Annotated in this window: 13 protein-coding genes; 12 read left to right on the forward strand and 1 reads right to left on the reverse strand. The window is 61.3% G+C overall.

The genetic code is table 11. The annotated features are described in order from the left end of the window. Positions 1 to 23 precede the first annotated feature (23 nt). The 6 genes from AB7M32_RS20385 (at position 24) to AB7M32_RS20410 (ending at position 7,653) form a co-directional block, all read left to right on the forward strand. The gene (locus AB7M32_RS20385; protein ID WP_454251134.1) at positions 24 to 806 is read left to right on the forward strand and encodes an AP endonuclease; all 783 of its coding nucleotides are present in this window, start codon (positions 24 to 26) and stop codon (positions 804 to 806) included. After that, positions 799 to 1,779 (forward strand): sugar kinase, encoded by a 981-nt coding sequence (locus tag AB7M32_RS20390; RefSeq protein ID WP_454251135.1) that lies wholly within the window; start codon positions 799 to 801, stop codon positions 1,777 to 1,779. Before AB7M32_RS20385 ends, AB7M32_RS20390 begins: the two co-directional genes overlap by 8 nt. Positions 1,780 to 1,865: 86 nt before the next feature. Further along, positions 1,866 to 3,164 (forward strand): MFS transporter, encoded by a 1,299-nt coding sequence (locus AB7M32_RS20395; protein WP_072349259.1) that lies wholly within the window; start codon positions 1,866 to 1,868, stop codon positions 3,162 to 3,164. Between the two features lie 14 nt (positions 3,165 to 3,178). Further along, a complete protein-coding gene (locus tag AB7M32_RS20400; RefSeq protein ID WP_454251136.1) occupies positions 3,179 to 4,156 on the forward strand; it encodes a 2-hydroxyacid dehydrogenase in 978 nt (325 codons plus the stop codon). A gap of 574 nt (positions 4,157 to 4,730) precedes the next feature. Beyond that, entirely contained in the window at positions 4,731 to 5,903 is a 1,173-nt protein-coding gene (locus AB7M32_RS20405) for a YcaO-like family protein (RefSeq protein ID WP_454251137.1), read from the forward strand. 34 nt (positions 5,904 to 5,937) lie between these two features. Beyond that, the gene (locus AB7M32_RS20410; RefSeq protein ID WP_454251138.1) at positions 5,938 to 7,653 is read left to right on the forward strand and encodes an ATP-binding cassette domain-containing protein; all 1,716 of its coding nucleotides are present in this window, start codon (positions 5,938 to 5,940) and stop codon (positions 7,651 to 7,653) included. Positions 7,654 to 7,883: 230 nt separating this feature from the next. On the opposite strand, the gene AB7M32_RS20415 is transcribed toward AB7M32_RS20410, so the two are convergent. Beyond that, positions 7,884 to 8,252 (reverse strand): DUF6124 family protein, encoded by a 369-nt coding sequence (locus AB7M32_RS20415; protein WP_454251139.1) that lies wholly within the window; start codon positions 8,250 to 8,252, stop codon positions 7,884 to 7,886. Between the two features lie 603 nt (positions 8,253 to 8,855). Here AB7M32_RS20415 and AB7M32_RS20420 point away from each other — a divergent pair. From AB7M32_RS20420 to AB7M32_RS20445, 6 genes are read left to right on the forward strand one after another with little or no spacing between them, the layout of a single operon-like run. After that, on the forward strand, positions 8,856 to 9,815 hold the full coding sequence (locus AB7M32_RS20420) for an AAA family ATPase (protein WP_039589986.1): 960 nt from the start codon (positions 8,856 to 8,858) through the stop codon (positions 9,813 to 9,815). 9 nt (positions 9,816 to 9,824) lie between these two features. Next, positions 9,825 to 10,769 carry a DUF58 domain-containing protein gene (locus AB7M32_RS20425; RefSeq protein WP_454251140.1) on the forward strand — a complete coding sequence of 315 codons (945 nt, stop codon included), beginning with the start codon at positions 9,825 to 9,827 and terminating at the stop codon, positions 10,767 to 10,769. Further along, positions 10,766 to 11,260, forward strand: a complete 495-nt coding sequence (locus tag AB7M32_RS20430) for a DUF4381 domain-containing protein (RefSeq protein ID WP_454251141.1) — start codon at positions 10,766 to 10,768, stop codon at positions 11,258 to 11,260. Before AB7M32_RS20425 ends, AB7M32_RS20430 begins: the two co-directional genes overlap by 4 nt. Continuing rightward, a complete protein-coding gene (locus AB7M32_RS20435) occupies positions 11,253 to 12,332 on the forward strand; it encodes a vWA domain-containing protein (protein WP_072404507.1) in 1,080 nt (359 codons plus the stop codon). Before AB7M32_RS20430 ends, AB7M32_RS20435 begins: the two co-directional genes overlap by 8 nt. Next, positions 12,329 to 14,065 carry a tetratricopeptide repeat protein gene (locus AB7M32_RS20440; RefSeq protein WP_454251142.1) on the forward strand — a complete coding sequence of 579 codons (1,737 nt, stop codon included), beginning with the start codon at positions 12,329 to 12,331 and terminating at the stop codon, positions 14,063 to 14,065. Before AB7M32_RS20435 ends, AB7M32_RS20440 begins: the two co-directional genes overlap by 4 nt. Beyond that, entirely contained in the window at positions 14,062 to 15,699 is a 1,638-nt protein-coding gene (locus tag AB7M32_RS20445) for a BatD family protein (protein ID WP_454251143.1), read from the forward strand. Before AB7M32_RS20440 ends, AB7M32_RS20445 begins: the two co-directional genes overlap by 4 nt. Positions 15,700 to 15,769 lie beyond the last annotated feature (70 nt).

The following is a 15,769-nucleotide window of genomic DNA, read 5'->3' on the forward strand; positions in this document are numbered from 1 at the left end:
CCGGTTTCAGAGGTACAACAACAATGCACACCCCCCCCGTCTCCATCAGTCTTTCCAGCTACGGCGCCGACCTGGTGCGGCAGCATGGCCAAGGCCGTTTTATCGATCTGTTGGCCGCTGCCGGTGCCTCGCGCATCGAATGGCGCGAGGAATTGCTCACCACCGAACAGCCCGCTGAACTGGCCGCCGCTGCCCGGGCCCAGGGGCTGCAGAGTATTTTTTCGTCACCCCTGGAACTGTGGCTCGCCGGTCAGTCCAGGCCCAATCCCGCCCTGGCGCTGGCCCTGCAACGCGGCGAGGCGTTCGGTTCGACCTGGCTGAAAGTCTCCCTCGGTCATTTCACCGACTCCAATGACCTCTCGGCGCTGGCCCAGGTGCTCGCCGCCAGCCCGGTGCAGTTGCTGGTGGAAAACGACCAGACCTTGCAGGGCGGGCGGATCGAACCGTTGCAACGGTTCTTCACCGCGGTGGAACACCAGGGGCTGCCCGTCGCCATGACCTTCGACATTGGCAACTGGCAATGGCAGGACCAATCCGCCGCCGTGGCCGCCCGACAGCTCGGACGGTATGTGGCGTATGTGCACTGCAAGGCCGTGGCCCGGCGCGCCGACGGCAAACTCGTCGCAGTGCCTCCGGCCATGACCGACCTGCACGTGTGGGAACAACTGCTCAAACACATGCCCGCCGGGGTGATGCGCGCCGCCGAGTACCCGCTGCAAGACGATGACCTGCTGCAATTGACCGCCAGCCATGTCGCCACCCTGTCCCGCCTCGGGCAATCGCGCCAGGAGCCTGCCCATGTCTGAGTTCGATGTGTTGTCGTTCGGCGAAACCATGGCAATGCTGGTGGCGGATCAGCGCGGTGACCTGGCCAGCGTCGACCAGTTTCACAAGCGCATTGCGGGGGCCGACAGCAACGTGGCCATCGGTCTGTCGCGGCTGGGCTTCAAGGTGGCATGGCTAAGTCGGGTCGGCGCCGATTCCCTGGGGCGCTTCGTGACGCAGACCCTGGAAAACGAGGGCCTGGATTGTCGCCACGTGGCGGTCGACCCGGAGCACCCCACCGGCTTCCAGTTCAAGTCCCTTACCGTCGATGGCAGCGACCCGCAAGTCGAGTATTTCCGCCGCAGCTCGGCGGCCAGTCATCTGTCGATCGGTTCCATCGCGCCGGCGCTGCTTGACGCCCGTCATTTGCACGCTACCGGTATCGTCCCGGCGCTGTCGGGCACGGCCCGCGAGATGTCCTTTGACTTGATGAGCCGTATGCGCACGGCCGGCCGCAGCCTGTCGTTCGACCCTAACCTGAGGCCAAGCCTATGGGGCAGCGAGTCGACGATGATCACTGAAATCAATCGCCTCGCCGCCCTCGCCCACTGGGTCTTGCCGGGGCTCGGCGAAGGCCGGCTGCTGACCGGATTCGACGACCCGGCCGACATCGCCGCGTTTTACCTGGACCAAGGCGCCGAAATCGTCGTGATCAAGCTCGGCGCGGACGGGGCCTATTACCGCACGGCGCTGGACCAGGGCGTCATCCCCGGCGTGCCGGTGGCCCAAGTGGTGGACACCGTGGGCGCCGGTGATGGCTTCGCCGTGGGCCTGATCAGCGCATTGCTCGAAGGCCAGGCCATCACCGAAGCCGTGCAGCGCGCCAATTGGATTGGCAGCCGCGCGGTGCAGAGCCGTGGGGATATGGAAGGGTTGCCGACGCGCCTTGAATTATTGGCTGAATTTGAAACCGCCGATCGCGAGCAAGCTCGCTCCCACATGGGATCGAGTTAACCCCTGTGGGAGCGAGCTTGCTCGCGATAGAGCCACCCCAAAACGCACCTGCTGCAACAAAAACAACAAGCTCAGGAGTCAACGACATGCAAACGCTCAACCTCGCCACCCGCCGCTGGTGGTACATCATGCCCATCGTCTTCATCACCTACAGCCTGGCCTACCTCGACCGGGCCAACTATGGATTTGCCGCCGCCTCGGGCATGGCCGAGGACCTGATGATCACCCCAGGGCTCTCGTCGCTGCTGGGCGCCCTGTTTTTCCTCGGCTACTTTTTCTTCCAGGTCCCGGGGGCGATCTATGCGCAAAAGCACAGCGTGAAGAAGCTGATCTTCGTCAGCCTGATCCTCTGGGGTTCGCTGGCCACCCTGACGGGCGTGGTCGCCAACGCCTACTGGCTGATCGTGATCCGCTTCATGCTCGGAGTGGTCGAGGCCGCGGTGATGCCGGCGATGCTGGTGTACCTGTGCCACTGGTTCACCCGGGCCGAACGCTCGCGCGCCAATACCTTCCTGATCCTCGGCAACCCGGTGACCATGCTGTGGATGTCCGTGGTCTCGGGTTACCTGGTGCAGCAATTCGACTGGCGTTGGATGTTCATCATCGAGGGCCTGCCGGCGGTGCTCTGGGCCTTTGTCTGGTGGCGCCTGGCCGATGATCGCCCGGCCCAGGCCAAGTGGCTCAGCGACCAGGAAAAACATGATCTGGAAAGTGCCTTGGCGGCCGAACAGGTCGGCATCAAGGCGGTGAAGAACTACGCCGAAGCCTTCCGCTCTCCCAAGGTGATCATCCTGGCGTTGCAGTTTTTCTGCTGGAGCATCGGCGTCTACGGATTTGTGTTGTGGTTGCCGTCGATCCTCAAGGCTGGCCTGCAGATGAACATGGTCGAGGCCGGGTGGCTGTCGTCCTTGCCGTACCTGGCCGCGGTGATCGGCATGCTGGTGGTGTCCTGGGCGTCGGACAAGGCGCAGAAGCGCAAGCGTTTCGTCTGGCCGCCGCTGCTGATTGCCTCCATCGCGTTCTACGCCTCCTACCTGCTGGGAGCCGAGCACTTCTGGTGGTCCTATGGCTTGCTGGTGGTCGCCGGCGCTTGCATGTACGCGCCATACGGTCCGTTCTTCGCCATCGTTCCGGAAATCCTCCCCGCCAATGTCGCCGGCGGCGCCATGGCGTTGATCAACAGCATGGGCGCGCTGGGTTCGTTCGGCGGCTCTTACCTTGTGGGCTACCTCAACGGCACCACCGGTTCCCCTGGCATGTCCTTCCTGCTGATGAGCGGCGCCTTGCTGCTGTCGGTCGTGCTGACCCTCGCCCTCAAGCCCGGCGCCAGCGACCGGACCGTCTCCCACCCCGCGACGCCAAACCCGGCGCCCGCCCGTTCCTGAATCGAGACCCATCCATGAAAAAGCACGTGGTGTTGTACAAAACGCTGTCACCTCAATTGATGGCTCGTCTGCAAGCCCAGGCCCAAGTCACGCTCATCGAACGCCTCGATGCCCAAGGCCTGGCACAACTGCGCGACGCCCTGCCCACGGCCCACGGCCTGCTGGGCGCCAGCCTCAAGCTGGATGCGGCGCTGCTGGACCTGGCGCCGAACCTGCAAGCCATCGCCAGCGTCTCGGTGGGGGTCGATAACTACGACATCGACTACTTGACTGAGCGTCGGATCCTGCTCAGCAACACCCCGGACGTGCTCACCGAAACCACCGCGGACACCGGTTTCGCCCTGATCCTGGCAACCGCCCGCCGCGTGGTGGAACTGGCCACCCTGGTCCGCGAAGGCGGCTGGCAACAGAGCATCGGCCCCCGGCATTTCGGTACCGATGTCCATGGCAAGACTTTGGGCATCATCGGCATGGGGCGCATCGGCGAAGCCTTGGCCCAGCGCGGGCACTTCGGCTTCGGCATGCCGGTGCTCTACCACAGCCATTCGCCCAAGCCCGCGGTCGAGCAGCGTTTCAACGCACGCTATTGCAGCCTCGAAACATTGTTGCAGCAGGCGGACTTCGTTTGCCTGACCTTGCCCTTGACGGCTGAAACCCAGGGGCTGATCGATGCGCAGGCGTTTGCCCGAATGCGTCCCGAGACCCTCTTCATCAATATCTCCCGAGGCAAAGTGGTGGACGAAGCGGCACTGATCGACGCCCTGCGCAACGGCCAGATCCGTGGCGCGGGACTGGATGTGTTCGAGCACGAGCCCTTGAATGCCGATTCGCCGCTGTTGCAGATGGACAACGTGGTGGCAACGCCCCACATGGGCTCGGCCACCCATGAGACACGGGAGGCGATGGCGCGCTGTGCGGTGGGCAACCTGTTGGCGGCATTGGCGGGGGAGCGACCGGCGAATCTGGTGAATGCGGGGGCGTGGGTAGACTGACGTATTGCCGCCTTCGAATATGCCATCGCAAGCAGGATCGCGATGGCAACCGTGTCCATTCAGACCTGCACGCAACACAAACTTCCCCGGACACCCCCGCCTTATAACACCTCTGCAGCCTTGTCGGATGGCCCTTTCGATCCGTTCTTAAAATTATAAACATTCCAAACGACGAAAACAGTAGCGAGAAACAATGCTTTCAACAAAGCAGCTACATTCCTACATCGCCCTCCTACTCAACAGCAAGAACAAACCTACGACAGCCTCGGAAGTCCCGCAATAGCCTTCACCCCACCTCAATGTTATTAATTAATAACTTGCGAACACACGCAAGTTGGGCACTCGCGTCGCGACACCCATTAACTACATTGGAGTAAATCGACATGGGCAGGAAACGCTCTGAAATAAATAATACCTTCTTTGGTCTGCCACAGGCATTAGGTTTTTCTAAAGGCCTCCTCGAAACGGAAGCCGATTTTTTTGCGTCACTGATCAATTAAACCAGTGACCGATTAAATATCGACGAACAGATGCCGGAAGGATCTCCTTCCGGCATCTATTAACGGAGATTCATATGTCCGAACGAGAACTGGCACCCACCGAAGCGCTATTCAATATCATGTCCACGCTTCATACACTGGGCCTCAGTGCAGTAACACGGTACACGACACCATCCAAGCTAGTAGCGACGGCTGAGTTGTTTGATGGCAACGATAATCTAGTTGAATCGGGGGCTGGCAAGGGACCAGACTCACTCATAGGCGCACTGGCAGAAAGCATTGAACACTTCAGCACCTTTCAGCCGCTTGCTGATTCTCCCCCACGGTATCGCTCCGATAAGATAGCTACTCAAAAAGCCGTCACAGAAGATGGGATTTTTACCAGCCTGCCTCACACCGGAAGATTAATCGAATGCTATAGGCTTACGTCGCTCGACAACAATGAAGAGTTATTCGCCCCTTGCGCCCTTCTATGCCCTGAAACGACGCAATCCGTCCACGAAGATTCGAATTCCGCATTGCATTTTCTATCTCGCTACTCATCAAACTCAGGAATTGCTTTTGGTTGCACAGAGAACGAAGCACTGTTACATGGTACGCACGAAATAATCGAGAGGCATATCCTGTCTCTTTTCTATATGACTATCTGTGGCCTCGGCCCGGCAATAGAACTGTACATACCTTCTACCGCTTTGCTTGAAACAGCGCTGAGGGGTCACCCCTCTGCCTTGGCATCAGTGAGAAAACTGCGAGTGATTATTATCAAGGATGTGCTGTCAGTTTATTTTGCCGTGGCATTTCCCAAAGCAGGCCCTGGACCTCACCATCTTTCACCCATTGGCTCCGGATGCTCACTTGAAATCCATACTGCAATCCAAAGGGCAGTAACTGAACAGTTCCAGTCCGAGGACTTATATGATGCAACTGAAGAATCTATAGATAGAGAAGCTTTTGATTTACTATCTCAATCAAAGCACCTTAAACATCTAATTGACTTCGCACCAGTCACAAGTGCGACACTTCCTATTATTGATATTCCTGCGCACACCGGCTCCGCGACAGTTTCCGCACAATTAGAAACACTGCAAAAAAACCTATCAAATACAGGATTGAAAATATTCCGTCGAACCGTAGCCCGTTTTTCAAGCAACAGCCTTGTCACTCAAGTTTATATCCCAGGACTTGAGCGCTTCAATATCATTCGAAGCGGTCGCTTGGTGGCGCCTCAGCACGTGTTGCGCGGTTGAACTACCGAAACACGAATCGACCAGGAGCGAGTACATGCACAGCATCCGCACAATGATAAAAAACGCCTATAAAAAACACACCAAACTCCTAGCAGTGACCATAGTCACGATCATCGCACTCAAACTCATCACACTCGCCCCGCCACTGTTACTTGGAACCATCATCGACACCCTGCAAGGCAACAGAAACCCAGCATCCAGCACGCTGCTCGCACTGACGACAGGCTTGATTGTCGCGGGATGTATTCATGCCATCATCACTCCGCTGCAAATCCATGCGCTGTCCAAGCTGGTACAAAGCATTATCATGAATGCGTCCATCGAGTGGATCACCGAACTCATGGGCAAGGAGTTTTCGTTATTCAATTCCTGGAGGATCGGCCACTTCATCAAATCGGTCGAGCGCGGAATTACTGCTCACGAACAACTGCTAACGTTCATTGTGACCATTGCGCTCCCCGTACTCTTGGAGTTCCTAGTTGTTGGGGCGGCTTTTATTTATATTGGGGGCAGTGAAATCTTTTTGAGCATGACGGCGTTCGGAATCATCTATCTGGCTGCTACCCATAAAATCATCAGATGGCGGAGAAAGCACATCGATGCAGTCAATGAACAGGAAGATGAATTAAGTGCCCACCTCTACAACACCCTCAACGCAGGAAAAGTCATAAAACTGGAAAGCACCATACCTACGGCCCTGCGCCCGTTGAACGCGGCGTTCGGAGGCTATGCCAACGCTGCGGTGACTACAGCATCATCGGGCGGCCTGCTGAGCACCGCCAAGATACTGTTCATCAGCCTTTCCACTGGGGGATTGCTCTACTGGGGCGTCGTGGACCAACTGTCGGGTCAGCCCAGTATCAGTGTCGGGCAGTTGGTTGCCATTTTTTCAATCGCGGGAAGCTATCTGCTCAGTATTTCGACCTTGACTGAAGGGTATCGTGTTCTTGATCAGTTCCTTGCAGACCAGCATCAATTTCAAGGTCTGCTATCACTTCCGGATTTCGATCGCAGCAATCGGCTGGCGTGGGTCGATTTCCAGCGGTCCTCAGTCCTGGAACTCGGCCCCTGCGAAGTGGCAGGAGCAGGACCGCTTCGCCTGTCGATCAAGCGCTCCCTGGCATTTACTCAAGGGCAGTCAGTGGCCGTTACGGGCCCTAGCGGTGCAGGCAAAACCACTTTTCTGGAAGTGCTCGCCGGACTTGATGCATCAACGCGAGACCAACTGAGTATCGACTCGGCACCGGTCTCACTTTTGACCGGTCAAGCTCACCTGGACGCCTTGAGATACTGTCCCCAACAACCACGGTTTCTGGAAGGCTTTTTTGAACAATCGGTTCTGTTCGGAGGCAACGCATCGCCGATTTTGTCTAGAGCCATACAGCAATTGGAACTGGATGAGATCGTGACAACACGTCAAGTCAGCGAAAATGCATCGAATATCTCGGGAGGTGAAGCCAAACGCCTATCGCTGCTGCGCCTGATCAACAAGCCCGGAAAATTCAATATGTTCGACGAGCCAAGCGCATCCATCGAACCCAGGCTGACCACGCCCCTCTGGGACCTGTTATTCGACGTTTTTGCTGGGCAGGGGTTGATCTGTGTCACCCATGACGTTGACCACCTGCATCGGTTTGATCGGGTCATTGTGATGCATGACGGGGCAATCGTGGACGATGGTCCGTGGCGGGAGTTGGTCGACAGGCCAGCAGTCAAGCTGCTGGTGGATGAGATTCGGATGCAGAGCTAGCGAAATAGGGTGGTGGATCTGCTGCCGTCATCGCGAGCGAGCTCGCTCCCACATTGGGGCTGTGGCAACACTCAGATCCTGGGCCTGCCGCAGAACCTGTGGGAGCCGAGCTTGCTCGCGATGGCGGCGGTACAGTCAACTAGATGGAGCCTGAACCATCGCTATCGCGAGCAAGCTCGGCTCCCACAGGTTTTTGCGGCTTGCCCAGGATTTAAGGAATGCCACAAGGGCTATGTCGGCTGACGGGCTTCGATGTTGTCCAGTGCACGGTTCGCCAGCAGACCGCCCAGTTCGATCAGTTGCTGAATGCCCAGGAGGAAATGCCGGCGTGAACCGTCCAGGTCGAAGGCCAGGTCATTGACCATGGCATTGGCCGAAGCCAGGGTTTCGCTGAGGTTGGCAAGCAGGCTTTCGGTGTCGATGTCTTTGTTGACGGTGAAGAGTTGGCCCAGGGCAGGTTCTGCTTCGGGTTTGTCCGGTTTGGGGTTCAGGTAATGGTCGAGGACTCGGTCGGTGACTTCGTCGTGTTTTTGAGACTTGGTTTTTGGACGCGGTGACGTTGGATCGGTGTTCGGTGGGTTCGGGGTTACTTTGAACATGAATGAATCTCCAAATCAGAAAAAGGAGACCATCAACCTCGCTACCAAACGAAGGTGGCGGCCATACGCGGGTTGGTAGACCGGTGACTTGGAGAACCGGCGCGTCCGAAGACGCCCTGCGCATGACCGCCATAAAACAGATACCAAAAAGGCCTCTGTTACAGGGGCTGTGCGACAAGTCAAAAGCCGGGCTACCAAACCCGATCGCTGATTCATCAGCGACCCGGAAACGATAGAACCTGCCTCCCAAGCGCACAAGCCGGCGGATTCTGGCGCAGTTGTAGGCAACGGCGCAAGACAACGTAGCCTGTTCCAGAGCACTCCTACATCCCGATAAACACCCCTTCACTTTGTGAGTGCTTTCGCACTGGAGCGCCAGCCCGGTCAAGCGGGAGCTAGCTCCCTCGCCACCGGGGGCTGTGCGCCTGTCCGGGTGGGATTCATGGCAAGCAAACCCACCCCACAATCTTTCCAAGCCGATCACAATTCACACGGCCAATCAAAATCCCGTTAGTCGCCACCCCCTGCCATGCATTAAAGTAACGCCCCCAGCCCCGGCGTTATCCGAACGCCTGGGGCCACCCTTTCCAGGAACAGTCACCGATGGAACATCGTGAAGCGCTGCTTGCGCTGCGAACCTTTCTTTCAACGCAGATTCTCGGCCAGGAAAAACTCATCGAGCGCCTGCTCATCGCCTTGCTCGCCGACGGTCATATGCTGGTGGAAGGCGCGCCTGGGCTGGCGAAGACCAAGGCCATCAAAGAGCTGGCCGAGGGTATCGAAGCGCAGTTCCATCGTATCCAGTTCACCCCTGACCTGCTGCCCGCCGACATTACCGGCACGGAAATCTACCGGCCGGAAACCGGCAGTTTCGTGTTCCAGCAAGGGCCGATCTTCCATAATCTGGTGCTGGCGGACGAAATCAACCGTGCCCCGGCCAAAGTCCAGTCGGCCCTGCTCGAAGCCATGGCCGAGCGCCAGGTCAGTGTCGGACGCAGCACGTATGAACTGTCGCCGCTGTTCCTGGTGATGGCCACGCAGAACCCGATCGAGCAGGAAGGCACCTACCCGCTGCCCGAAGCCCAACTCGACCGATTCCTGATGCACGTCAAGATCGGTTTTCCCGATGCTGCCGTGGAACGCCGCATCCTGCAGCAGGCCCGGGGTGAAGCGCTGAACGGCGAGACCAAGCCCGAGCGCCGCGTGAGCCAGCAGGCGATCTTCTCCGCACGCAAGGAAATCCTCGGGTTGTACATGGCCGACGCCGTGGAGGAGTACCTGGTGCAACTGATCATGGCCACCCGCAACCCGGCCAAGTTCGATCCGGAAATGGCCGAATGGATTGCCTACGGCGCCAGTCCGCGGGGTTCCATCGCCCTTGACCGCTGCGCCCGTGCCCATGCCTGGCTGGCCGGGCGCGACTTTGTCAGCCCGGAAGATATCCAGGCCGTGCTCTTCGACGTGCTGCGCCATCGCATCATACTGTCGTTCGAAGCCGAGGCCGCCGGCATCGACCAGGATCGGGTCGTGCAGCGGATTCTCGACGTCGTCGCTGTCGCTTGAGCATGAGTCATGAATAACCCTCTGGCGCCCGCACCGGGCATCCGCGTCAGCCTTTCGGAGCTGATCGAGATGCGCCATCGCGTGCGCGAGGTGCAACTGTTCTCGACACCGGGCCAGCGCAGCCCGCTGATCGGCCTGCATCACTCCAAGCTGCGCGGGCGCGGGGTGGATTTCGATCAGGTGCGGGTCTACCAGGCCGGCGACGACGTACGCACCATTGACTGGCGCGTCACCGCCCGCACCCAGGAGCCCCACACCAAGCTGTTCCACGAAGAGCGGGAGCGGCCGATCTTCATCATGATCGAGCAAAGCCATCGGCTGTTCTTCGGCTCGGGGCTGATGTTCAAGTCGGTGCTCGCTGCCCAGGCCGCCAGTCTGATCGGCTGGGCCGCGCTGGGGCACAACGACCGGGTGGGTGGCCTGGTGTTCGGTAACAACACCCATTACGAGGTCAAGCCGCGGCGCAGCAAACAGAGCCTGTTGCAATTGCTCAACCGGCTGGTGCGGGTCAATCAGTCACTGCACACCGAGGGCGAGCCGGACCGCGACTCGTTCGGCATCGCCCTGCGTCGGGCCCGGGAAGTGCTGCGGCCCGGCAGCCTGGTGATCGTGATTTGCGACGAGCGTGCGTTGTCCGACAGCGCCGAACAGCAACTGAGCCTGCTGTCGCGCCATTGCGACCTGCTGCTGCTGCCGTTGTCGGACCCACTGGATCACGCCTTGCCCGCCGCCGGCTTGCTGCGCTTCGCCCAGCGTGGCGCGCAGTTGGAGCTCGACACCCTGAATTTCGAACTGCGCCAGGCCTATCGCGCCCAGGCCGAGGCACGCCAGACGCGTTGGGAATTGCTGGCGCAAAAGCTGCGAATCCTGATGATGCCCCTGAGTACCCAGGGCGACATGGTCGAGCAGTTGCGCGAATACCTGAACCCCAAGCGGGCTGGGAAAAGCCGATGAGCAGCCTCGATCAATTGCAGCCGCTGATGGCGCCACCGCCCATTGGCTTCTGGCCGCCCGCGCCGGGCTGGTGGTTGCTACTGCTGATGTTGCCGTTGCTGGGCCTGGGGCTGTGGCAATTGCGCCGGTTCATTCCCGCCAAGCGCACCGCCAACCGCAGCGAGCAACCCCTGGACCCGGTGCGCCTGGCCGCACTGGCCGAACTCGCCCGACTGCCCAAGCCCTACGACGGCGCACCGGCCGGTGCCTGGTTGCAGCAACTCAACGGGCTGCTCAAGCGCCTGTGCCGCAACCACTACCCCTACAGCCAGAGCCACACCCTCAACGGGCGCAAATGGCTGGCCTTCCTGGATAACCGTTGCCCGGCCGCTGGCTTGACGCGCTGGATGGTACTGGTGGAAGGCGCCTACAAGCCCGAATGCAAGCTCGATGACAAAGCCATCGCCGGCCTGACCCAGGCGGTCGAAATCTGGATTCGCAAACATGTTTGAATTCGCCTGGCCGTGGGTGTTCGCCCTCTTGCCGCTGCCCTGGCTGATGCGCCTGGTGCTGCCGGCGGCCGACAGCGGCGAGCCGGCGCTCAAGGTCAGCTTCCTCGGCGACCTGGAAGGCCTGGTGGGCCGTCGGGCCCGGGCCAATCTGCCGACCTGGCGGCAACAAGCGCCCTTTATCCTGCTCTGGCTGCTGTTGCTGATCGCCGCTGCACGACCGCAGTGGCTGGGGGAACCGCTGCCCATTGCCGCCAGCGGTCGCGACCTGCTGGTGGCGGTGGACGTCTCGGGCTCCATGGACTTTCCCGACATGCAGTGGAAGGACGAAGAAGTCAGTCGCCTCGCGCTGGTCCAGCACATGCTCGGGGATTTTCTCGAAGGCCGCGAAGGTGACCGGGTCGGCCTGATCCTGTTCGGCAGCCAGGCCTACTTGCAGGCGCCGCTGACCTTCGACCGCCGCACCGTGCGTCGTTGGCTCGACGAGGCGCGCATCGGCATCGCCGGCAAGAATACCGCCATCGGCGACGCCATCGGCCTGGCCCTCAAGCGCCTGCGCCAGCGTCCGGCCCACAGTCGCGTACTGATCCTGGTCACCGACGGCGCCAACAACGGCGGCGAAATCGACCCGCTGACCGCCGCGCGGCTGGCCGCCGACGAAGGCGTAAAAATCTACCCGATCGGCATTGGTGCCGACCCGGAACAAAGTGGCACGGCGGGCTTCCTCGGCGTCAACCCTAGCCTGGACCTCGACGAACCGTCCCTCAAGGACATTGCCCAGGTCACGGGCGGTCGCTATTTTCGTGCCCAGGATGGTGAGCAATTGCTGGCGATCAAAAGCACCCTCGACCAGCTCGAACCGGTGACCCAGCAACCGACCCAGGCGCGCCCTGCCCTGGCGCTGTATCACTGGCCCCTGGTCGTTGCACTGCTGTTGAGCATATTGCTGGTGGCCCGGGCGCGCTGGCCGGACAATCCACTGCAACGCCTGTTCAACCAGCCGCTGTTCCAGCCGTCCCAACACACCGAGTGGCGCCAGCGGCTCAAGCGCCTGCGCTTGCGGAGGCGTCGATGATCGCCCTCTGGCCACACTGGCTGCGCCCCTGGTTCGTGTTGCTGCTGCCGTTGCTGGGCTGGTTGCTCTGGCAACTGTGGCATCGGCAGAAACGGCTCGGCCGCTGGCAGATGATCCTGCCGCCGGCCTTCCACGCCGTACTGCTCAGTGGCGGCAGTGGCCGGGAAAGCCGGCTGCCATGGATTGCCCTGGGCCTGGGTTGGCTGTTGATCGTGCTGGCGTTGCTGGGGCCAAGCTGGGCGCGGGTCGAACAGACCAGCCAGAAACCCGCCGATCCGCTGGTAGTGATACTGGAACTGACCCCGGAAATGCTCGCCACCGATGTCCCGCCCACGCGCCTGGAACAGGCCCGACGCAAGGTGCTGGACCTGCTGCAGAACCGCAGCGATGCCCAGACCGCGATCATCGTCTATGCCGGCAGCGCCCACACGTTGGTGCCGCTGTCCGACGACCTGGCCACCAGCACCAACCTGCTCGAAGCCCTCGCGCCGTCGATCATGCCCCAAAGCGGCCATCGCGCCGACCTGGCCGTTCATAAAGCCATGGCCCTGCTGGACCAGGGTGAACTCGGCCACGGTCGGATCCTGCTGATCGGCTCGTCGTTGAACGAGCAGGAACGTGAAGGCATCCGCCAGGTCCTGGACGGTTCCGCCACACAATGGCTGATGCTGGGCATCGGTACCCGCGAAGGCGCACCGGTGGCCCAGGAAGATGGCAGTTACCTCAAGGATGCCCAGGGTTCGATCCTCGTACCGCGCCTGGACAGCCCGGGCCTCAAGGCCTTCGCCAACGAGCTGGACGGCCGCTACCGACCGGCGCGGCTGGACGACAGCGACCTGCGCGGCCTGGGTCTGCTGGACGGTCCTCGCCATCTGCGCAGCGACGGCCAGACGTTGCGCCTGGACACCTGGGCCGACCAGGGTTATTGGCTGCTCCTGCCCTTGTTGCTGCTGGCCGCTTGCGCCGGGCGTCGAGGCTGGCTGTTCTGCCTGCCGCTGCTGTTCGTCTTGCCGCAAACCGGCCACGCTTTCGAATTCCAGGACCTGTGGCTGCGCCCCGACCAACAGGGCCAGCACTTGCTCAAGCAAAAGCGCCCCGCCGAAGCCGCCGTCCACTTCGAAGACAGCCAATGGCAAGGCGTCGCCCTGTACGAAGCCGGCCAATACAGCGAAGCCGCCCGGCGCTTCGCCGAAGGCAACGACGCCCGTGCCCACTACAATCGTGGCAACGCCCTGGCTCGCAGCGGCGAGCTGGAAGCCGCACTGGATGCCTATGAACAAGCCCTGGAATTGCAACCCGACCTGCGCCCCGCCCAGACCAACAAGGCCCTGGTGCAGAGCCTGTTGAACGAACAGGCACCACCGACGCCAGAGCCCAAGCCCGCCGAACGCGAGGAGCCGGGCCAGGGCGAACAAACGCCGGATAGCGCTTCGACGAGCCAATCTTCCGAGACGGGGCACCCCTCCGCCGAGGCCACCGCGACGCCGGACGAATCCCAGCCTCCACGGACCGCACAAGCGCCCACCGCCCAGGATGTGCCGGGCAGCGAGCTGCCTGACGAGCAGACCACCACGCCGCCGCTGCGTCCCGCCGCCGGCCAGCGCAATGAAGAAGAACAACGCCAGGCAATGGAACAATGGCTGCGCCAGATCCCGGACAATCCCGGTGAGCTGCTCAGGCGTAAATTCTGGTATGAACAGCAAAGCCATCAGGCCCAGGGAAAAACCCCATGACCCGCTTCACCGCCTACCTCCTCGTCTTGCTGCTCTGGGCCTCTGGAACCCAGGCTGCACAGCTGACGGCCAGTGTGGACCGCAGCCGCCTGAACTCCGGGGAAACGGTGGAGCTGACCCTGGAATCCAACGACGCCACGTTGTTCGGCAAACCCGACCTGGGCCCGCTCCAGGCCTTGTTCGATGTGCGCGGCACCCGTCAGGTCAACCAGTTGACGACCCTCGACGGCGAGAACCGCGCCACCACCCGCTGGATCGTTACCCTGCTGCCGCGCCAAAGCGGTACCGTGATCATTCCCCCGCTGCAACTGGGCGAAGTGACCAGCCAGCCGATCACCTTGCAAGTCATCGAAAGCGAAACCCGCAATGCGTCCGGGACCCTGGCACCGGTGTTCATCGAAGCCAGCCTCGACCAGACCCAAGTGTACGTACAAGCCCAGGCGATCCTGACGCTGCGCATCTACCATTCGGTGTCGCTGTACGACGACAGCAGCCTGACGCCGCTGCATATCCCCGATGCCCGCACCGAACAACTGGGCGAATCGCGCACCTATGAAAAGGTCATCAACGATGTGCGCCACGGCGTGATCGAGCTGCGTTATGGCATCTACCCGCAGCGAAGCGGCGAACTGACGATCCCGGCCCAGACCTTCAGCGCCACCCTGGTCGAACCGGTGGCCCAGGACGCAGTCCCTTCGGGCCCCAAGCCCGGCCAATTGATGCGGGTAAGCTCCGAGTTGCTGCAACTGAGCGTCAAGCCCAAGCCCGCCAGTTACCCGGCCGACGTGCCTTGGTTGCCGGCACGCAGCCTGTCCTTGAGCGAAAGCTGGAGCCCGGAACCGACCCACAGCCAGGTGGGCGACTCCCTGACCCGCAGCCTGACCCTGGAAGCCGAAGGCCTGGCCAGCGCCCAATTACCACCGCTGCCGGCCACTGAGATCAATGGCCTGCGACGTTATCCGGACCAGCCGGTACTCAGCAGCCGCAGCAGTGAACGCGGGCTGGTGGGCAGCCGCGAAGACCGCGAGGCGCTAGTGCCCAACCGTAGCGGCACCATCGAGCTGCCACCGGTGGAAGTGGTCTGGTGGAACACCCTGGAAGATCACCTGGACCGCACCAGCCTCCCGGCGCGGACCCTGCAGGTGGCGAACAATCCGAGCCTGATGGTGGATACGCCCGCCGGCACGGCGCAGATCGTGACGACGGTCGACAGCGAAACCCTGTGGTATTGGCAACTGAGCAGCCTGATCCTGGCCTGCACGACGCTGCTCGGCTTTGGCTTGTGGTGGCGTGCCCGTTGGCAGCCGGCCATCTTGCGCTCGGCCCAGGCCGGACCGAGCCCGCGCACCCTGCTGGACGACCTCAAGCGCGCCTGCCTGGCCAACGACCCCCACGCCACCCGCCAGGCCCTGGATGCCTGGGCCCGCCAGCAGCCGGAAACCCTGGCCGACATGGCGGCGCGCTTCGTGCCGCTGTCCGACGCCCTGGACGGCCTCAACGGCGCGCTCTACAGCGAGACCGGCCAGCATTGGCAAGGCGAAGACCTGTGGCGCGCCATCCGCACCATCCCGCCTACCGAAGGGGCGCTGGATTCAGCCGGTGATTCGGGATTGCCACCGCTTTACCCCAAATAACCCACGCATTGATGCAGAGAAATAAAGCCAGCCACAGTACCTGTGGCGAGGGGATTTATCCCCGCTGGGC

Source organism: Pseudomonas sp. R151218B TE3479 (assembly GCF_053629195.1).